The following is an 18,668-nucleotide window of genomic DNA, read 5'->3' as shown; positions in this document are numbered from 1 at the left end:
CCTTTATTTAGAAATATATTTCCCTTTCACAATGTCACGAGCAAAAATGTCTAAATTATTAAGCAACACTTTATTTGTTGTCATGATGTTTGTTGTCTGATATGCAGTATCTTTTTCATAAGCTTTTAATAAAGTCTCTAGTTCAACTTCGTCATAAAAAGCAAAAATATTGTAGATCGCGTCTCTGAAATTTTTGTAATTGATGCTTTCTGTGATTTCCATTGCTTTTTGCTCGTTCCAGCCTTCTTTGGCAGAAGCCTCATTTATTTTAGTTAAGCAATAGTCAACAACATAAGTTTTGTAATGCGCTACTTCGACAATTCTGTCAACTATAATTTTATTTTGCTGAGTCGGCATTGCCGGAGGCGGAGCGGTGTTTTGAGAAATAGAAATAGTTGGAGTAAAAAGACATAGCACTAAAGCTAAAAAGGCGAACTTTTTTAAATTTTTCATAGGTTATTTTAGTGTTTTTGGGTACGGCTAAAATAATATTTTTTATGACAAATTATCGAATTTGAATGTTAGAAATTGTAACAAAAAAAAAACTTCGATACTATCGTTTTTAAATTGATACTATCGAAGTTGATTTGTAATTTTTTAAGATTATTATTTTTTTGTAATTTCTTCTAAAACTTTTTTTCCGGCTTCATTTTTTGGATCCAGTTCAATAGATTTAATGTAATTCGCAATAGCCAGATTTTTATCTCCATCGGCCAAATAAGCTTCGCCAAGACTATCATAAACATTGCCGGATTTAGGAAAATTTTCTACATTGATTTTAAAAATTTCAATTGCTTCTTTCTTTTTACCACTTTGCAATAATTGATAGCCAATATTATTTATATCACCTTCTTTAATACGATATGTTGGATCGCTTTTTAATTTTTTATAAAGCTCCGTACCAGCGGCGGCACCTTTTTCTGAATAAACATCTAAAAGTTCAATTGCCATTGATTTTTTAGGTTCGTTAAAAGGTTGGTTATATAAAATAGCTCTGATGGCCTCGTTCATTTCGCCTAAAACGGTTCCACCCGTATTATTTAATAAGACAACTAAATTTTTATCTGCAGGAACTCGTGAAATAATGGTATTAAATCCGTTAATACCACCACCATGCTCAATAATTTTCAATTTAGCTTTGTCTCCGTTTGGTGCTTCTTCTAAAAACCAGCCATATCCGTAAAAATCATCGCCACCTGTACTAATATAAGGCTTGAAAAAAGATTCCATTGATTTTGCAGAAAGCAGTTTATTGGTATAAAGTGCCTGATCCCATAAATACAAATCTTCTACAGTAGAATACAATGATCCTGCTGCATAAGGAATACTCATATCAAGATAAGGAGAATTTCGAATTATTTTGCCTTGTTTTTCGTAACCTGAAGCTCGGTTTTTAAGAATGATCTCAAAATGATCGTATCCTGTATTTACCATTTTCAAAGGCGTAAGAATAGTTTCCTGCAAATATTGCTCATAGGTTTTACCTGAAACTTTTTCAATAATATAACCCAATAAAAAATAACCGGAATTGCTGTATTTGAATCTTTCGGCAGGCGTAAATTCAAGTGGTAAACTCGAGAATGTTTTTACAAATTCTTCCGGAGCATAAGGATTTCTGCTTTTCTCTTTAAAGAAATTGGGCGCCGAAGTATAATTCGGAATTCCTGAAGTATGTGTTAGTAGATGATGAATCGTTATTTTATCTCCATTTTCTTTTGGATAATCTGGCAAATAAGTAGTTATGGGTACATCAAGTTTTAGTTTTCCATCTTCAGCCAGTTTAACAAGTAAGAAAGCTGTAAATTGTTTGCTGATTGAGCCTAATCTAAATTTTGTGTCGGGTTGGTTTGGAATATTCCATTCCATATTGGCAGAACCATATCCTTTCTTGAAAATAATTTTTCCATTTTCTGATACAAGTGCAGATCCGTTAAATTGTCCATATTCATTGTATTTGCTTAAAAGCAGGTCAATTTGTTTTGCTTTGTCTTGTGCAAAGACATGAAATGAAAACAGCTGTACCAAAATACAGACTGCAAATAGTTTGATTGATTTGTTCATGGTGATTGATGATTATTGATTAAGATTAATGATCGGTGATTAATTTTTTGATTGATGATTGAAACTATTTAATCATCTGAAATTTAATTTGTTATACGAATGTACAAATTAAAAAGGATGATGATGTTTGCGTTTGATTCTTGTTAGACGATTCAAATGCGATTTGGTTTCAGGAACAATCAGTTTTTTTCTATTTTTTTTAAAAGTGATAAAATGACATAAAAAAAGAGCTATTTTTTAATAGCTCTATGTTCATAACTAACAATTCTTTTTAGTATCCAGGTATTACCTTTTCGTTCCCAGATATGAACGAATTTTCCAGTTCCTGAGGGCTTTCCATTAACATAAAAAGTGTGTTCGCCAATTTGCACGGCTCCAAAATCTCCCAATTTATCAATAGTACAGGAATTTAATTTTCGGGTCAGTTTCTCAGATCTTCCACATTTATCGAGTAATGATTTTATTTCATTTCCTTTCGAGGTATTTAATCCGGAACGATCGTCGTAAAATTCTATGTCATCAGCTATTATTTTCTTGAAAAGTGCGGCATCACATTGATTGAAAGAAACATCAAATAATAAACTGTCCATTTTAATGATTTCTGTTTTTAAAGCATCCATTTTTAAAACGTCACTATTGGTCTGTGCTTTTGCTTCTCTGCTTAAAAAAAGCATGAAAAGAATTAATATATTCATCATGGGTTCCATAGTTTTGATTTTATCAGTTTTCATTTTATTTTTTTGAATGTTGTTTGCCATTATCTTCTAGTTTATGATCGTAGCTAAAAGATCTCGCTAATTTCCAGACTCCATTTTTCAGAAGCCAGATGTGAGTAAATTTTGCGATACTTCCGGGCTTGTCTTCTTGGCCGGGAGAAATTTCAAAAAATTGATGAGTTCCATTTTGTAAAGCGCCATACAAAGCACCATTTTTTGTTAACGGATAAATTTCTGTACTACCTTGTTTCAAATCTCTTCTCACTTTGTAATTTTTGCCAGGAAGACAGATGCCATTTTTTAAGTTGACTAAAAAAAGTTCTTTGTTAGAAATGCTATCCTGATCGTGGTAAAATTCAAAATCGTCGCTAAAAAGATTTTCAAACTGAGAGATGTCGCAAGTATTGAAGCCAACATTAAATAGAAGACTGTCTTTGGACATAATGGTTTTGTACAATTCTGAGTTTTTTTCTTCCTGAGAAAATCCGCAGTGGACCTGGAAGAACTGAATTCCAATTAAAATACTTTTTAACTGGAGAAATGTTGGATTGATTTTCATTTTTGTGATTGATTGTTGATTGATGATTTTGCAAAACTAAATCAACAATCAATCACAAAATTGTATAAATGCGAAATGTTATCTTTTTTTTGAAAGAAAATACAAGTCCGAATTGAACATTTTTGGAGTTGTTTTCGTCACATCTTTGAACTGTTTTATAAAGTGCGACTGATCAAAATATTGATTGTAAAGTGCTACATCAGTTAGTTTTAGTTTTTCTAAATCCGAATTTACCATTTGATCGACTGATTTTCGGAATTTCAGAATCTGAATGTATTTTTTAATCGTAAGTCCGGTTGCCAATTTAAATTTAATTTGAAGCATTCGTTGTGAAACATTTAAACTTTTACCAATTTCGGAAACCGAAATTTCTTCATGGTGAAATTTGATGATTTCGCAGATTTTTTCGATTGCGTTTTTAACTGAATGTGCCGAATTTAACTCTTCAAAATAAATATTAATTGTGTTTAATAAAACGGAAATATCACTTTTTGAATCAATTTTAAAAGGCAATTCAGTAGAATCGATTTTGATAATAGAATCTGTAAAATTGTTTAAATCATATTTTGGAAAAAATGAAAGTGTCCAGGCATGCAATTGAATAATAGTGACTTTAGTTTTCGGTTGAATATTAACCAAAACTTTATTGGTCATTTGCGAACAAAAGTAAAAACCTTCGTCCATTACATATTTATTTTTACTCGTATGTACTTCTATAGCATTTCCGCTAACAATGGCGAGATTAAAACAGCCATTTGGTAAGACAAGTTTGTTTTCGATCAGGCTTTCGCCAATGCTATTGTCAAGGCACCAAATTTTATTCACGAACCGTTCGCAATTTTTGCTGACATAATGTTCGGAATATAGATTCATTTGGAGATTATATTAGTAGATTTTTTCTGATTTTTAGATTAAAATTTCTATGCTAAATTACCATTTTAAATCACAATAACAGAACATATTTTCTAGCTAAATTCTGGAAAGAATACTCTTTTCGTACTTTCCCATTCCTCCAAAATAACACTATAATAAACATCATCTTTACTCTTTCCTTCAGAATCAACATAATTATTTCTAAAGATTCCTTCTTTAACTGCACCTAATTTCTCAATCGCTCTTTGTGATTTTTTGTTTTCCAAATCAGCGCTGAATTGTATTCTTTTAAATTGAATGTTTTCAAAACCAAAATTTAATAACTCATATTTACAGGCTTTGTTTAAACCCGTTCCCTGAAATTGTTTTCCGTACCAAGTCCAGCCAATTTCGCATTTTTGACTTGCGTGATTTAGATAACCATATCTTGTGCTTCCGGCAACTTTGTTTGTGGCTTTGTCAATAATCAAAAACGGATAACAAATTCCGTCCGCTTTTTGTTTTAAAGTGTTTTTAATGTAGTTTTCGAAGTCAGTTTCAGTTCGTACATACATTCCCATATATTTCCAGATTTCATCGTCGAAAATGATTTCTTTGAGTTCGATGTTTCTTTCGTTTTCAAAAGGAAGTAATAAAACGCGTTCGTTTTCCAGAATGATATTTGATTGTAATAGTTCGCTATTCATTGTGTTTTGTTTTATGTGGTGCTTAACTAAGTTCTTTAATATATTGCGATATAATTTTCACGCAAAGTCGCGAAGACGCAAAGTAAAAAATGAAATTTTAAAAAGGAAAACGTAAAAACTTTGCGTCTTTGCGACTTTGCGTGATTTTTCCACCAGTATTCCCTAAAGCGAAAATAGTCCTTTTCATATTCCTAATAAATTTATAAAAACGAGATTTTGTTATGAAAACGGGTCTTGCATGAGGGATAGAGGCGGTATCCTTTTATGGAGAGAAGCGGAATAAAAAATATAGCCGAAAGCCCGACCCGCTTTTTCTGCGGGTCATGCCATGATAAATAAGCTTTTAAATCATAAATATTTCCTTTATTTTTAAGCTCTTGTAGAATTATTACTTATTTTTACGATCTTATATTTAGATTTTTCTTGATGCAAACTTCACTAAAAATTGCCGTTGTAGGTTCTGGATTGGTAGGATCGCTGTTGGCAATTTACCTTAAAAAAGCAGGTCATGCCGTTCATGTTTATGATCGTAGTCCTGATATTCGCAAAATTAATTTTTCGGGCCGTTCTATAAATCTGGCAATGTCTAATCGGGGCTGGAGAGCGCTTGATGGTGTTGGTGTTGGAGATGCGGTACGAGAAATCGCAATTCCGATGGACAAACGAGCAATACATTTGGTCGATAAACTCAATTTTCAGAACTACGGACAGGAAGGCGAATCGATTTATTCGATTTCAAGGGGAACTCTGAATCGAAAAATGATTGATCTTGCGGAACAGGCCGGAGCAGAATTTTTGTTTGATCAGAAAATCTGGGATGTAACGCTGAGTGACGCAACTTTACATATTGGTGAAACCGAAAGAGGCGAGTGGGAAGAGAAGAAATATGATATGGTTTTTGGTGCCGATGGTGCTTTTTCAAGAATCCGTCATAGAATGCAACGCCAGAGCATGTTCAATTATTCGCAGGAATTTTTGAATATGGGTTACAAAGAATTGAATATTCCGGCCAATGCCAATGGAACTCATAAATTAGATAAAAACTCATTTCATATTTGGCCACGCGGTAAATACATGTTGATTGCGCTTCCTAATTTGGATGGAAGTTTTACCTGTACTTTATTTATGCCTTTTGAAGGCGAAAATTCTTTTGAATCGCTTACAGACCGTAAAATGGTCGAAGATTTCTTTGAGAAAAATTTTCCGGATTCGATTGAAGTGATTCCAAAGCTGGCTGAAGATTTCTTTAAGAATCCAACCAGTACTTTGGTAACCATGAAATGTTTTCCGTGGACGTATGAAGATAAAATTGCTTTAATTGGAGATGCCTGTCACGCGATTGTTCCGTTTTACGGACAAGGAATGAATGCTGGTTTTGAAGATATCACAGTTTTAAATGAAATGATTGAAAAATACGGAAACGACTGGAAAAAGATTTTCTCTGAATATCAAATTTCAAGAAAACCAAATGCTGATGCTATTGCAGAACTTTCGTATCGTAATTTCATGGAAATGAGCACGAAAACTGCTGATGAGAAATTCTTATTACAAAAGAAGATTGAAAAAGCATTTTCAGACAAACATCCGGATAAATGGATTCCGCTTTATAGTCGTGTAACTTTTAGTGATCGTCCGTATGCCGAAGCCTTGGCAATTGGAGATTTCCAAAACGGAATTATGGAAGAAGTTTTAAAACTAGATAATATTGAAAATATTTGGAACACCCCAGAAGTAGAAAATAAGATTCTGGAATTGCTACAAAACGCATAATTTTTTTTCACCATAAGTGATATAAGTTTCATTTTGATTTATGCGCAAAGCATTATATTAACTTATATCACTTATGGTGAAATATTTTTACTTCTTGAAGATTTTTGACAATACGCCAAAAACGCCTCTTATAAAGGTCGCACTAGTTACCACTTTCAAAACCGATTTCCCGACAACACTTGCTGTACTAGGTTCCGTTTTTGAAGATTTTGTTGGAGCTTGTTCTTCTTGCTCGGCAGCAGCTTGGGTCGCATCTTCGATTTTTTTGCATAGCAATTCGTAAGCGCTTTCTCTGTCAATTTCTTCGTTGTATTTTTTAACCAGTTTCGATTTATTGTTTATTTCGTCGATTTCTGCTGAAGTTAAAATATCCATTCGGCTTTCTGGTGCGCGCATCATGGTGGCAACAAGCGGAGTTGGAACTCCTTTTTCATTTAAAGCCGTAACCAAAGCTTCTCCAATTCCTAAACTGGTAAGCAATTCTTCTGTTTTATAATAGGTAGAAGTTGGGTAATTGTCAGCCGTTTTTTTAATTGCCTGACGATCATTTGCCGTAAAAGCTCTAAGTGCATGTTGAATTTTTAAACCTAACTGAGCCAAAACACCACTCGGAACATCCATTGGGTTTTGAGTTACAAAATAAACGCCAATACCTTTAGAACGAATTAGTTTCACAATCGTTTCTATTTGTTCTAATAATACTTTACTGGCTTCGTTGAAAATTAAATGCGCTTCATCTATAAATATCACTAATTCAGGTTGTTCAGCATCTCCTTTTTCAGGCATTTTTTGATAAATCTCGGCCAATAAACTCAACATAAAAGTAGAGAATAATTTAGGTTTGTCCTGAATATCCGTCAGGCGGATGATGTTTACGTACCCTTTTCCGTTTTCGTCAATTCGCATTAAATCATCAATTTCAAAAGACAATTCTCCAAAAAATAAATCGGCGCCTTGTTGCTCCAATTCAATGATTTTTCTTAAAATCGTTCCGGTTGTTGCTGTTGAGATTTTACCATAACTTTCTGTGATTTCGTCTTTACCTTCTTCGGTAATATAATTGATAACTTTTTTAATGTCTTTTAAATCCAATAAAGGCATTTGATTGTCATCGCAATATTTAAAAATTACAGCAACAACGCCAGCCTGAGTATCATTAAGATCTAAAATTCGTGAAAATAATACAGGGCCAAATTCAGAAACTGTTGCGCGCAAACGCACACCATCTTGTTTTGATAATGACATTAATTCTACAGGAAATGAGGCTACATTATAAGGTATGTTTATTTTAGCATGACGCTCCGTAATAAAGCCTTCTTCTTTTCCTTCTTTTGCAATACCACTAAAATCACCTTTAATATCCATCATCAAAACAGGAATTCCCGCGTTTGATAATTGTTCTGAAAAAACCTGAATTGTTTTAGTTTTTCCCGTACCCGTTGCCCCGGCAATCAGCCCGTGACGATTTAAGGTTTTAAGAGGAATTTTTACATGAGCCTCAGCAATTGGTTCTCCATCCAGCATAGCACCTCCCAAAATGATACTGTCACCTTTAGAAAGATATCCTGTATTGATATCTTGAATGAAATTATCTTTTTTATTCATGTTTTTATTTGTAATTTAGATGATTATAAGAATATTGCTTAATTTTTTAAGAATTTCAATATATATATTTTAGTAGGAAAAAGCCTTTTTTGATTAAAAATATGATAAAAAAAAATTTCGCAACTTTTTAAGAAGATATCAACGGAATCTTTGAATATTTACTAAAACGTTGTAATTTTCCCATAATTCGTCCTGTTTTTTGTTTTATCAAAAAAATAGAGTTGGCAATTTAATGAGATATTTTTTAAATTGACGTTAAATTTCCTTCAATAAAATTAAAAAAAGTTTTTTTATTTAAACTAAACGTATAAATTTGCTCCTCTACAAGTTAAATATAACTAAAAAATAAAAATTATTTAAAACTATTAAAATTAAAAAAAATGGCAAACGTTAAAGTTAAAAAAGAAAGCACTTCAAATGGAGGAGGAATGATCACTGGAATCATTATTGTAGCGTGTATTTTAGTTGGGGTGTTTATTTGGAAAGTAATCATGGGAGATGCAGCGAACTTCGAAGGCGGAAATCCAGAAACAGGTCACCCGATCAATACATTAGGACAAGTATATAAAGGAGGATTTATTGTACCAGTATTATTAGGTATGTTTTTAATGGTTGTTGTTTTTTCAATTGAAAGATTTATCGTTATCGGAAAAGCTGCTGGAAAAGCAAACTTAGATAAATTCATGAAAAGCGTTCAAGGAAGTATCAAAGAAGGAAACATCGAGGCTGCTATTGCTTCATGTGACAAACAACAAGGTTCAGTTGCAAATGCAATTAAATCTGCTTTGATTAAATATCAAGATGTTAAAAAAGAAGGTTTCAACAGTGAAGAAGCTTCTGAAGTAATCCACAAAGAAATCGAAGAGGCAACTTCATTAGAAATGCCAATGTTAGAAAAAAACATGACAATTATCTCTACTTTAGTATCATTAGGAACTTTAGGAGGATTATTAGGAACTGTATCAGGTATGATTAAAGCGTTTGGTGCGTTAGCTTCTGCTGGAACTCCAGACCAGGCTGCTCTTGCAACAGGTATTTCTGAGGCACTTATCAACACTGCAACAGGTATCTCTACTTCTATCTTAGCTATCGTTTCTTATAACTTCTTTACTGCTAAGATTGATGATTTAACTTACTCTATCGATGAGGCTGGTACTACAATCGTAAATACTTACAGAAGATTCAGAGGAAGTTTGAAACAATAATTAATTTTTGATATTAATAATTAAGATTAATTATATCAAAATAAAAATAAAAGAGAATGGCTAAAATAAAAATGAAAAAAAAGTCAACATCGACAGATATGACTGCCATGTGTGATGTTGCGTTCCTTTTGCTTACGTTCTTTATTTTGACCGCTACTGCTAAGGTGCCTGAAGCACTTCCTGTAGATATGCCTGCTTCTGTTGCTGAATTTAAATTACCAGATACTGATTTGGCAATTATCACAGTAGGAAAAGGTGCAGATGGGAAAAGCAAAGTGTTTTTCGACCTAAAAGGTAGAGAGATTCGTAAAAAAACTCTTGAAGGAATGGGTGCAAAATTCGGCGTGACTTTTTCAGAAGATGATAAAACTAAATTTGCTTTAATGGATGACTTCGGTGTGCCTGTTGCAAATTTAAAGCAAATCATTGCTATGAAAGCAGCTGACAGAGTGAAAGCGGATCAACCTGGAATTCCAATCGATTCTTTAGACAATCAATTAAAAGAATGGCTTTTAGTTTCAAGAAGAGCTGCGATTGACCTTGATGATAAAGAATTGCAAATTGCAATAAAAGGTGATGCGAAAGAACAATATCCACAGATCAAAAAGATCATGGATATTTTACAAGATCAGAAAATCAACTCCTTTAACTTAGTTACAGGGACGAGAGGAAAAGACTTTTAATTAAAAAAGATACACTAAAATGGCTGAATTAAATACCGGCGACGGTGGTGGTGGAAAAGGTGGCAAAGTAAGAAGTAAAAAGCAAAATTCTAAAGTCGATTTAACGGCAATGGTGGATTTGGCATTCTTGTTGATCACGTTCTTTATGCTAACCACATCGTTGTCAAAACCTCAATCGATGGATTTGTCTCTGCCGGATAAAGATCCTAATGAGAAAGATACTAAAGACACCAAGGTAGATGAAAATCTTACTATGACTGTGATATTAGGTGAAAATAATAAGTTAACTTATTATATGGGATTATTGTCTGCTCCTAAAGTTGGGCCAAAAGATATTGCCTATGGTAAAGATGGTATTCGTAGAGAACTTCTTAAACGAAAGAAATTAGCTACAGAATATGCTGTTTCGATAGGGAAACCTAAAAGCGGGATCATCGTTATTATTAAGCCAACTAAAAAATCAAATTACCGTAATTTAGTTGATATTTTGGATGAAATGGCTATTAGTGGAGTTAAAACTTATGCTATTGTTCCTGAGTTTACACCAGAAGAAAATAAATTGGTAGAGAAAAAGTAAGATTTATCTTATTTTAACATCCTAATAATCAAGAAAATGAAATTAGATATAATTAAAAACACGTGGCTTGATATCGTATTCGAAGGACGTAATAAGATATATGGTGCATATGAGTTAAGAAAATCGAACAATAAAACTACGGTAAAAGCGCTTATCATAGGTTCGATCATTTTTAGCTTTGCTGTTGCAGCTCCTCTTATTGCTAGTTTTTTACCAGACTCTGGTGAAGATGAAGTAGATAACAATGTTAAGATCGCGACAGTAAAACTGCCTCCTAAAAAAGAGGAAGTAAAACCTAACCAACCGCCACCACCGCCACCGCCACCAAAAGTGGATCAGGTGAAGTTTACAAAACCTGTGGTTGCAAAGGCAGAAGAAGTTACAGAAGAGCCTCCGAAAATTGAGGATCTTAAAGATAAAAAGGTTGGTGCTGAAACTATTAAAGGAGATCCGGATGCAGTTTTAACTGTTGATGAGCCAGTAGGTACTGGAACTGCTGCAGTAGTAGAAGAAGATAACCAAGTATATAACACTGCTGGTATCGAAGTAAAACCAGATTTCCCAGGAGGAATTGAGAAATTCTACAAATTCGTAGGAAACAATTATAAGACTCCGGAAGAAGAAGGTTTAAAAGGTAAAGTTTACGTTACGTTTGTAGTTGAAAAAGACGGTTCATTAACCGACATTAAAGTTTTAAGGGATATCGGTTACGGTACAGGAGCAGAAGCAATTCGTGTTCTTAAAAAATGTCCAAAATGGACTCCTGGCGAGCAAAATGGTAAAAAAGTTAGAGTACTTTACTCTCTTCCTATTACTATTCAATCTGCAGAATAATGTTAAAAGATATGCTTAATAATATTCAGAAGAAATCGCTCAAAGAGCGATTTCTTCTTGTTTTAGGAATACTGTTTTTTTTAATATATCTTGTGCTGGGTTTAATGATTATGTTCTGGAAGAAATTGCCATTAGATATGGAACCTAAATACAGATATGCTTTTGGTGGTTTGCTGATCGTTTATTCAGCAATCCGTTTTCTAAGATTAATTAATTCAAACGCAGAGTAAATATGTTAAAATATAGTAGAGTTTTCGGTTTGGTAGTTTTTGTTTTTTTGTTTGCCATGTGCAACCAAAAAAGCAAGAACGAATCAGATAAGGAAACAATTCTAAAAGGTTCTATTGATATTACGGTAGATGAAACGGTTAAGCCAATAGTGGATGATCAGGTTGCTGTTTTTGAAGGAACTTACTATGATGCAAAAATAGGAGTTAAAGCAAAATCTGAAGCAGAGGTTATAAACGATTTATTAAATCAGAAGACTGAAGTTGTTGTTACCACCAGAAATTTGACTAAGGAAGAATTGCAAAGATTTGAAAAAAGTAAGATCAAGCCAAGGGTTACGCCATTTGCAACTGATGCAATTGCTTTAATTTCGAACAGGAACAATAATGATACATTAATTGCGTTGAAAACTGTACTGGATTTAATGCAAGGTAAACCAGATGGAAGAATTAAGGGGCTTGTTTTTGATAATCCAAACTCAAGCACAGTTCGCTACATGAAAGAACTGGCAAAAGTAAAAGACATTCCGACTACTGGTGTTTTTTCTTTTAAAACCAATGAAGAAGTGATTAAGTTTGTTTCGGAGAATGATGGAATGATTGGGATAGTTGGTGTTAATTGGTTATCTCAGCCTTCGCCAAATATGATTGAAACAATTAAAAAAATCAACATATTAAGCGTGAAAGGTTTAAATGGTGATAAGTATTATGATCCAAGTCAAACTGACATTGCATTAAAGAAATATCCTTTGGCACGTGATTTGTTTATTATAAATTGTCAGGGTTATTCTGGATTAGGAATGGGGTTTGCATCATTCGTTGCGGGTGACATTGGACAGAGAATTGTATTAAAATCGGGATTAATGCCAGTCAGAACTCCGGGAAGAAAACTTAAAATTAGGAATGAAATTATTAACGACAAAGAATAAATTAATTACAATAAAGATGAATAAATTTAAAATTTTTAGTCTTGCCTTAGTTGCTTCAGCTTCTGTTGCAAAAGCGCAAGATATAAACCAGGCCAAAAAGGCAATTGACGCTGAACAATTTGAGAAAGCTAAATCCTTGCTGAAATCAATCATCAAAGCTAAACCTTCTGATGGTGAAGCTAACTTTGTATTGGGTAATGTTTACCTTAATCAAACTATTGTTGATTCTGCTAAAATTTATTACTTAAATGGTTTAGAAGCTGCTGACAAGAAAAACTTAAATTATATTGGTTTAGGTCAATTGGACCTTGATTCAAAAAATACAGCATCAGCTCAGGCAAATTTTGGTTTAGCTACAAAAGATATGAAGCGTAAAGATGTAAATGAATTTATTTACATTGGTAGAGCTTATATGAATTCTACAAATCCTGATTATACAAATGCTATTGCTAGTTTAAAGAAAGCTTTATTATTGGAGCCTCAAAACGCAACTGCACTTTTGGCAATTGGTGATGCTTATTACGGAGCAAACAACCAAAATGATGCATATAAAGCATATCGTGATGCATTTACTGCTGATCCAACGCTTTTAAGAGCAAAAATGCAATTAGGAGTTTTATTAAAAGGTGCTAAATCTTATGATGAAGCAATTAAATCTTTCAATGAAGTTATTGCTATTGATGCTAATTACGGACCAGTTTACAGAGAGTTGGCTGAAACGTATTATAAATGGGCTAGAAATAAACCTTCTACAAGACAGGTAAATTATCAAAAAGCAATTCAGAATTACGAAAAATACTTGAGTTTAACGGATTATTCTATGAACTCTAGAATGCGTCATGCTGATTTCTTGATCTTAGTTGAAGATTATAAAGCTCTTGAAAAAGAAGCAAATAAAATGATCGAGTTAGATAAAGTTAATCCTAGAATTTACAGATATTTAGGATATTCAGCTTACGAAAATGGTAATTATGATGTGGCAATTAAATCTTTAGAAGATTACATGAAAGTGCCTTCTAATAAAGTTATCGCAAAAGATAATTTGTACTTAGGATTTGCTAAAATTAAAAAAGGAACTGATGCTGCTGGTGTAGTTGATCCTGCTGCTTTTGAAGCTGGTTTAGCTGAAATCAAAAAAGCAGTTGCTGTAGAACCTTTAGCTGTTGAAGATCTTGGTGATTTCGGTAAAGAATTGTTTACTAAAAAACAATACAATCAAGCTGCTGCAATCTATGAATTGAGCACTACAAATACAGAGCAAAAAAATTATCTAAATGATAATGTATACTATGGTATTTCTCTTTACTATGCAAATGCAAATAAAGAAAAAACAGCTATGGATGCTGCTGGTTTGGCTAAAGCTGATGCTGCTTTTGATAGAGTATTGGTTGCTTCTCCAACTTATGATGAGGCTTACTTATACAAAGGAAGAATCAATAACTTATTGGAGAAAGATGATTTAATTATCAAAAACTACCAAGAGTATATTAACAAAACAACTGCAAAAGGTGCTGAAGAATTAGCAAAACCTGCAACAGTTAAAAAAGTTGTGGAATCTTATAATTCAATTGGTGCTGCTTATGCTAACACTGACAAAGCAAAAGCTATTGAATATTTCAATAAAAGTTTAGTTTTAGATCCAACTAATGCTTATGCTGCTCAATCTGTGAAAGCTTTAAAATAAGAAAGTTTATTTGATTAAATATAAAACCGGCAGTTCCTTTGAACTGTCGGTTTTTTTTGTTCCGTATTTAATTGACTATCTTTGCACTTTAAAATAAAATAATGTTATCAAAAGAAATACAATTAGAAGTTAATAAAGGAGCGATGTTGCCTTTGATGGAAGAATTTTATACCATTCAGGGAGAAGGTTTTCATACAGGTACAGCAGCATATTTTATTAGAATTGGAGGATGCGATGTAGGTTGTCACTGGTGTGATGTGAAGGAAAGTTGGAATGCTGAATTACATCCGCCAACAAGTGTTGATTTAATTGTAAAGAATGCTTCAAGTTATGCCGATACCGTTGTAATTACAGGTGGAGAGCCTTTAACCTGGGATATGAGTTTGTTAACTCAACAATTAAAAGATAAAAATTTAAAAGTTCATATTGAAACTTCCGGCGCATATCCGCTTTCAGGAACATGGGATTGGATTTGTCTTTCGCCGAAGAAAAATAAATTGCCTACTCAAACCGTATATGATAATGCGCACGAATTAAAAGTAATTATTTACAATAAACATGATTTTATCTTTGCAGAAGAGCAAGCAGAATTAGTAAATGATAATGCAATTTTGTTTCTTCAGCCAGAATGGAGTAAAAAAGAAGAAATGACTCCTTTAATTGTTGATTATGTAATGAATAATCCAAAATGGAGAGTTTCGCTTCAAACTCATAAATATTTGAATATTCCATAAATAGAATAAAAAAATCTCTTCAGCTGAAGAGATTTTTTGTTTGTGGTAATTTGTATACGCTGTGTAAAAAAGAAACAACCTTCTTTATTTCCAGTTTTTATATTTTTTTAAATTAGTAATATGGGTCAAATGATGGTTTCCATGCCAGGCATAAGTTCCTATAAGTTGTTTAATTCGATATTCTGAAATATTTTCCGGATGTATAAAGGATTTATCTAAATCAGCTTCTGATAAATTTTTCATTATAAACGTCAATCGGTAATGTAGCCCTTCCAGTAAATTTAATGTGGGTTGAATAGGCATTTTTAAATTATCGGGTAGTTCAGACCATAAAGTTTCATCGTACGCTTTTATAACAGGATTATTTTCAGTCAAGGCCCATTTAATTCGTATGAAACAATTCATATGGCTTTCGGCGCAATGATGAACGACTTGACGAACCGTCCATCCGCCCGGGCGATAAGGTGTATCCAATTGTTCATCAGTTAAATGAAGCGTTACTTTTCTTAGTCTTTCAGGAAAAGATACTATTTCGTCAATTCGATCTGAAATATATTCGGACGTATAGGCTTTCGGTGCCTCAAATTTTCCAATCGGAAATTTTAATTTCTCTAAATCTAATTCTTCCATAATATTGTAATAATGTTTTTATATCGAAAGTCTCGCTAAATAATCATAATGTTCGCCTTCTAAAATAAGCTCACATTTTAATCCATTTGCAACGGCAGCATTTTGTAATGTATTATAATCAAGATATAACCAATCAAAAGGCTCTTCTTTTTCTCCTTTGTAAGAAATATTAAATACTAGTTCGCCGTAGTAATCGTTATTCGACGGAATCCATTTTCCGCCATCTTCATCCTCATCAAACATATAGATAATATCAGAACTGTCTAATAAAATTTGACCTCCAGGATTTAAAAGTGACTTTAATTTTGATAAATATTTATTACAGTTATCTAGTTTTCCAAAAATTCCAACTCCGTTCATTAATAATATAACGGTATCGAATTTCTCTACTTCAAAGTCTAATATATTCTGAACTTTTGCATTTTTAACACCACGAAGTTTACAGGTTGCTATTGCTTTTTCTGAAATATCGATAGAAGTAACATCTAAATTACGATCATTTTGTAGTGATAAGCTGTGGCTTCCGGCTCCGCAACCTACATCTAAGGTTTTTCCAAAAGCTAATTGTAGTGCTTTTTGTTCCAGTTTAGGCATTTCATTATAAGACCGAAATAGATAATCGACACTCATCTCATCTTCTTCAGAAATAGAAGTTTCTGTTATTATATCTTCAGGTGAATTATTGGTCTGAAAATCGTACATCGCTTTTCCAAAAAGATCTTTCATGGTAATTTAGTTCAAAGTTTAAGGTTTCAAGTTCAAAGTTGTTTAATTTTGCAGATCAACTTTAAATTTTAAACTTGAAACAAATTTTAAATAACTTAAATAAGTTAGCCAAAGATAAGCATATCGAAAACAAAAAGTATTTTGATAAGCTGAAAAAGAAGCAGCCAAAGAATTTAGATTACGTCATGCAGGATTTGCATGATGCGGAATTTAAAAAAACGGATTGTTTACAATGTGCCAATTGTTGTAAAACAACCGGGCCGTTGTTTACTTTGGCTGATATTGAAAGAATTTCAAAATCTTTCAGACAAAAACCACAGCAATTTATTGATCAATATCTCCGTATTGATGAAGATAAAGATTACGTCCTGAAAAGTGTTCCTTGTACTTTTCTGGACAGTGAAAATTATTGTATGATTTACGATGTACGCCCAAAAGCATGTAGAGAATTTCCTCATACCGATCGTAAAAAGTTTCATCAGATTGCTGACCTTACGCTAAAAAATGTAGCCATTTGTCCTGCAGCATATAATATAGTAGAAGAAATGAAAAAGAAGCTGCCACTTTAGAGTTTAAATATTGTAATTGTTTTTCGAACAATTCTTTTTTGCTTTTTAAAGTGTATTTTTGGACAGAAGTGAAATCAAATAAAGAAATAATCATTAATCAGACGTCATAAATTGAATTTAGAATATTTTATAGCCAAAAGACTAATTACTGCCAAAGATTATAAAAGCAGTATTTCGGCGCCGATTATCAAAATTGCCATTTCCGCTATTGCTATTGGTATTATTATGATGCTGGTTTCTGTTGCAACCGGAATTGGCTTGCAACAAAAAATACGCGACAAAGTTTCAGCTTTCAATGGACAGGTTATTATTTCGAATTATGACAATAATAATTCTGAAGTAACTTTAATTCCTATTTCTAAAAAACAAGATTTTTATCCCAATTTTAAATCAGTCCCCGAAGTAAAGCATATCCAGGCGATCGCAAGTAAGGCCGGAATCATTAGAACCGAAAATGCTTTTGAAGGAATTATTTTCAAAGGAGTTGGTGCAGATTACGATTGGAATAATATAAAAGAATATTTAGTTGAAGGGAAATTGCCTGATTTTACTAAAGAGCTGAATGAAGAAGTCATAATTTCAAGATTTCTTGCTGATCGTCTAAATTTAAAAGTAGGTGATCAATTCAATACCTTCTTTATAAAAGAAGAGCAAGGCAAAATGCCAAATAGTCGTCGATTTAAAATTACAGGGATTTTTAATTCAGGTTTTCAAAATTTCGATGCTACATATATAATAGGAGATATTCGTCACATTCAAAGAATAAATAAGTGGACTCTGGATCAAATTGGCGCCTTCGAAGTTTTTGTAAAAGATTTTAATACCATTAAAACAACAGGCGATCAAATCTATGATCAAACATCATCAAATCTTGATACAAAAACAATAATCGAAAAATACAGTTACATTTTTGACTGGCTTCAGCTTTTCGATTTTAATATAATCGTCATTCTTGCTGTTATGATATTAGTGGCAACAATAAATATGGTTGTGGCATTATTGGTTCTTATCTTGGAGCGTACCCAAATGATCGGTATTCTAAAAGCGTTGGGAGCAAATAACTGGACAGTTCGTAAAATATTTTTGTACAATGCATTTTACCTTATTGTAAGAGGGCTCTTCTGGGGTAACTTAATTGGTATTTCATTATTGCTAATTCAACAACAATTCGGAGTCATTCATTTAAACCCCGAAAACTATTATGTCAACGTAGCGCCAGTATACATAAACTGGGGTTATATAATACTTCTGAATTTGCTAACAGTTACGGTTTGTTTCCTGGTATTATTAATTCCTTCCTATATCATAACCAGGATCTCGCCAGTAAAAGCAATTCGTTTCGATTAATTGTTTAGTATATAACGATTCCAAACCCGACAAGTTTTCAAAATCTGTCGGGTTTATTTTTTATACATATATACATAAGTAGAAAACATACTATAATATATAAGAGCAATAAATCTTCCTCTAATACGAGTTTTGGAATTTTGATCATTATGATTTAGATTTTAATCAGGAGCTGATCCCGCTGTTCCTTCCAATCTTTCTTGCCGAACCCCGGCAAGAAAGGATTTTCCCTCCCATCGGGGCTAGGGGAGTC

20 protein-coding genes are annotated in these 18,668 nt (G+C 32.8%); 11 read left to right on the top strand and 9 right to left on the bottom strand.

Annotation, left to right across the window (positions count from 1 at the left end):
* Positions 1-3: 3 nt before the first annotated feature.
* The 6 genes from AC1RRN_RS14805 to AC1RRN_RS14780 form a co-directional block, all read right to left on the bottom strand.
* Positions 4-453 carry a hypothetical protein gene (locus AC1RRN_RS14805; RefSeq protein ID WP_492968037.1) on the bottom strand — a complete coding sequence of 150 codons (450 nt, stop codon included), beginning with the start codon at positions 451-453 and terminating at the stop codon, positions 4-6.
* Between the two features lie 153 nt (positions 454-606).
* The gene (locus AC1RRN_RS14800) at positions 607-2,061 is read right to left on the bottom strand and encodes a serine hydrolase (RefSeq protein ID WP_492968036.1); all 1,455 of its coding nucleotides are present in this window, start codon (positions 2,059-2,061) and stop codon (positions 607-609) included.
* 230 nt (positions 2,062-2,291) lie between these two features.
* Entirely contained in the window at positions 2,292-2,792 is a 501-nt protein-coding gene (locus AC1RRN_RS14795; protein ID WP_492968035.1) for a nuclear transport factor 2 family protein, read from the bottom strand.
* A 1-nt stretch (position 2,793) separates the two neighbouring features.
* The gene (locus AC1RRN_RS14790; RefSeq protein WP_492968034.1) at positions 2,794-3,336 is read right to left on the bottom strand and encodes a nuclear transport factor 2 family protein; all 543 of its coding nucleotides are present in this window, start codon (positions 3,334-3,336) and stop codon (positions 2,794-2,796) included.
* A 78-nt stretch (positions 3,337-3,414) separates the two neighbouring features.
* Positions 3,415-4,209 (bottom strand): helix-turn-helix domain-containing protein, encoded by a 795-nt coding sequence (locus tag AC1RRN_RS14785; protein WP_492968033.1) that lies wholly within the window; start codon positions 4,207-4,209, stop codon positions 3,415-3,417.
* 92 nt (positions 4,210-4,301) lie between these two features.
* Positions 4,302-4,895, bottom strand: a complete 594-nt coding sequence (locus AC1RRN_RS14780; RefSeq protein WP_492968032.1) for a GNAT family N-acetyltransferase — start codon at positions 4,893-4,895, stop codon at positions 4,302-4,304.
* Positions 4,896-5,321: 426 nt separating this feature from the next.
* Here AC1RRN_RS14780 and AC1RRN_RS14775 point away from each other — a divergent pair, with 426 nt between their 5' ends.
* Positions 5,322-6,665, top strand: a complete 1,344-nt coding sequence (locus AC1RRN_RS14775) for an FAD-dependent oxidoreductase (protein WP_492968031.1) — start codon at positions 5,322-5,324, stop codon at positions 6,663-6,665.
* 87 nt (positions 6,666-6,752) lie between these two features.
* Here AC1RRN_RS14775 and AC1RRN_RS14770 read toward each other — a convergent pair whose 3' ends face one another.
* Positions 6,753-8,270, bottom strand: a complete 1,518-nt coding sequence (locus AC1RRN_RS14770; RefSeq protein WP_492968030.1) for a helicase HerA-like domain-containing protein — start codon at positions 8,268-8,270, stop codon at positions 6,753-6,755.
* Positions 8,271-8,650: 380 nt separating this feature from the next.
* Between AC1RRN_RS14770 and AC1RRN_RS14765 the strand changes: the two genes are divergently transcribed.
* The 8 genes from AC1RRN_RS14765 (at position 8,651) to AC1RRN_RS14730 (ending at position 15,143) form a co-directional block, all read left to right on the top strand.
* Complete coding sequence (locus tag AC1RRN_RS14765) at positions 8,651-9,475, top strand: MotA/TolQ/ExbB proton channel family protein (protein ID WP_056187425.1); 825 nt, start codon at positions 8,651-8,653, stop codon at positions 9,473-9,475.
* Between the two features lie 56 nt (positions 9,476-9,531).
* The gene (locus AC1RRN_RS14760) at positions 9,532-10,158 is read left to right on the top strand and encodes an ExbD/TolR family protein (RefSeq protein WP_492968029.1); all 627 of its coding nucleotides are present in this window, start codon (positions 9,532-9,534) and stop codon (positions 10,156-10,158) included.
* 19 nt (positions 10,159-10,177) lie between these two features.
* Positions 10,178-10,735 carry an ExbD/TolR family protein gene (locus tag AC1RRN_RS14755; RefSeq protein ID WP_492968028.1) on the top strand — a complete coding sequence of 186 codons (558 nt, stop codon included), beginning with the start codon at positions 10,178-10,180 and terminating at the stop codon, positions 10,733-10,735.
* Positions 10,736-10,771: 36 nt separating this feature from the next.
* Entirely contained in the window at positions 10,772-11,569 is a 798-nt protein-coding gene (locus AC1RRN_RS14750; protein ID WP_492968027.1) for an energy transducer TonB, read from the top strand.
* Entirely contained in the window at positions 11,569-11,799 is a 231-nt protein-coding gene (locus tag AC1RRN_RS14745) for a hypothetical protein (protein WP_026983456.1), read from the top strand. The genes AC1RRN_RS14750 and AC1RRN_RS14745 overlap by 1 nt, the downstream gene beginning before the upstream one ends.
* Before the next feature lie 2 nt (positions 11,800-11,801).
* Positions 11,802-12,725, top strand: a complete 924-nt coding sequence (locus AC1RRN_RS14740; RefSeq protein ID WP_492968026.1) for a PstS family phosphate ABC transporter substrate-binding protein — start codon at positions 11,802-11,804, stop codon at positions 12,723-12,725.
* Positions 12,726-12,741: 16 nt separating this feature from the next.
* Complete coding sequence (locus tag AC1RRN_RS14735; RefSeq protein ID WP_492968025.1) at positions 12,742-14,409, top strand: tetratricopeptide repeat protein; 1,668 nt, start codon at positions 12,742-12,744, stop codon at positions 14,407-14,409.
* A gap of 101 nt (positions 14,410-14,510) precedes the next feature.
* Positions 14,511-15,143, top strand: a complete 633-nt coding sequence (locus AC1RRN_RS14730; RefSeq protein ID WP_056187446.1) for a 7-carboxy-7-deazaguanine synthase QueE — start codon at positions 14,511-14,513, stop codon at positions 15,141-15,143.
* An 84-nt stretch (positions 15,144-15,227) separates the two neighbouring features.
* On the opposite strand, the gene AC1RRN_RS14725 is transcribed toward AC1RRN_RS14730, so the two are convergent.
* On the bottom strand, positions 15,228-15,773 hold the full coding sequence (locus AC1RRN_RS14725; protein ID WP_492968024.1) for a YfiT family bacillithiol transferase: 546 nt from the start codon (positions 15,771-15,773) through the stop codon (positions 15,228-15,230).
* Positions 15,774-15,791: 18 nt separating this feature from the next.
* Positions 15,792-16,499, bottom strand: coding sequence for a class I SAM-dependent methyltransferase (locus AC1RRN_RS14720; protein ID WP_492968023.1), 708 nt, complete (start codon positions 16,497-16,499; stop codon positions 15,792-15,794).
* 74 nt (positions 16,500-16,573) lie between these two features.
* Between AC1RRN_RS14720 and AC1RRN_RS14715 the strand changes: the two genes are divergently transcribed.
* Positions 16,574-17,068: a YkgJ family cysteine cluster protein gene (locus AC1RRN_RS14715; RefSeq protein WP_053472553.1), complete on the top strand. Its 495-nt coding sequence runs from the start codon at positions 16,574-16,576 to the stop codon at positions 17,066-17,068.
* A 111-nt stretch (positions 17,069-17,179) separates the two neighbouring features.
* On the top strand, positions 17,180-18,415 hold the full coding sequence (locus tag AC1RRN_RS14710) for an ABC transporter permease (protein ID WP_492968022.1): 1,236 nt from the start codon (positions 17,180-17,182) through the stop codon (positions 18,413-18,415).
* The last annotated feature ends 253 nt before the right edge of the window (positions 18,416-18,668 follow it).

The organism is Flavobacterium sp. GW821-FHT11G01, assembly GCF_058808175.1.
This window is presented reverse-complemented; position numbering and strand designations above follow the sequence as displayed.

What these genes read in the sequence shown, in the direction of transcription:
- AC1RRN_RS14780 (WP_492968032.1), bottom strand. Translation starts at nt 4,895, where the DNA reads ATGAATAGCGAACTATTACAATCAAATATCATTCTGGAAAACGAACGC.
- AC1RRN_RS14755 (WP_492968028.1), top strand. Translation starts at nt 10,178, where the DNA reads ATGGCTGAATTAAATACCGGCGACGGTGGTGGTGGAAAAGGTGGCAAA.
- AC1RRN_RS14725 (WP_492968024.1), bottom strand. Translation starts at nt 15,773, where the DNA reads ATGGAAGAATTAGATTTAGAGAAATTAAAATTTCCGATTGGAAAATTT.
- AC1RRN_RS14770 (WP_492968030.1), bottom strand. Translation starts at nt 8,270, where the DNA reads ATGAATAAAAAAGATAATTTCATTCAAGATATCAATACAGGATATCTT.
- AC1RRN_RS14740 (WP_492968026.1), top strand. Translation starts at nt 11,802, where the DNA reads ATGTTAAAATATAGTAGAGTTTTCGGTTTGGTAGTTTTTGTTTTTTTG.
- AC1RRN_RS14735 (WP_492968025.1), top strand. Translation starts at nt 12,742, where the DNA reads ATGAATAAATTTAAAATTTTTAGTCTTGCCTTAGTTGCTTCAGCTTCT.
- AC1RRN_RS14785 (WP_492968033.1), bottom strand. Translation starts at nt 4,209, where the DNA reads ATGAATCTATATTCCGAACATTATGTCAGCAAAAATTGCGAACGGTTC.
- AC1RRN_RS14790 (WP_492968034.1), bottom strand. Translation starts at nt 3,336, where the DNA reads ATGAAAATCAATCCAACATTTCTCCAGTTAAAAAGTATTTTAATTGGA.
- AC1RRN_RS14760 (WP_492968029.1), top strand. Translation starts at nt 9,532, where the DNA reads ATGGCTAAAATAAAAATGAAAAAAAAGTCAACATCGACAGATATGACT.
- AC1RRN_RS14775 (WP_492968031.1), top strand. Translation starts at nt 5,322, where the DNA reads ATGCAAACTTCACTAAAAATTGCCGTTGTAGGTTCTGGATTGGTAGGA.
- AC1RRN_RS14730 (WP_056187446.1), top strand. Translation starts at nt 14,511, where the DNA reads ATGTTATCAAAAGAAATACAATTAGAAGTTAATAAAGGAGCGATGTTG.
- AC1RRN_RS14805 (WP_492968037.1), bottom strand. Translation starts at nt 453, where the DNA reads ATGAAAAATTTAAAAAAGTTCGCCTTTTTAGCTTTAGTGCTATGTCTT.
- AC1RRN_RS14795 (WP_492968035.1), bottom strand. Translation starts at nt 2,792, where the DNA reads ATGAAAACTGATAAAATCAAAACTATGGAACCCATGATGAATATATTA.
- AC1RRN_RS14800 (WP_492968036.1), bottom strand. Translation starts at nt 2,061, where the DNA reads ATGAACAAATCAATCAAACTATTTGCAGTCTGTATTTTGGTACAGCTG.
- AC1RRN_RS14745 (WP_026983456.1), top strand. Translation starts at nt 11,569, where the DNA reads ATGTTAAAAGATATGCTTAATAATATTCAGAAGAAATCGCTCAAAGAG.
- AC1RRN_RS14765 (WP_056187425.1), top strand. Translation starts at nt 8,651, where the DNA reads ATGGCAAACGTTAAAGTTAAAAAAGAAAGCACTTCAAATGGAGGAGGA.
- AC1RRN_RS14720 (WP_492968023.1), bottom strand. Translation starts at nt 16,499, where the DNA reads ATGAAAGATCTTTTTGGAAAAGCGATGTACGATTTTCAGACCAATAAT.
- AC1RRN_RS14750 (WP_492968027.1), top strand. Translation starts at nt 10,772, where the DNA reads ATGAAATTAGATATAATTAAAAACACGTGGCTTGATATCGTATTCGAA.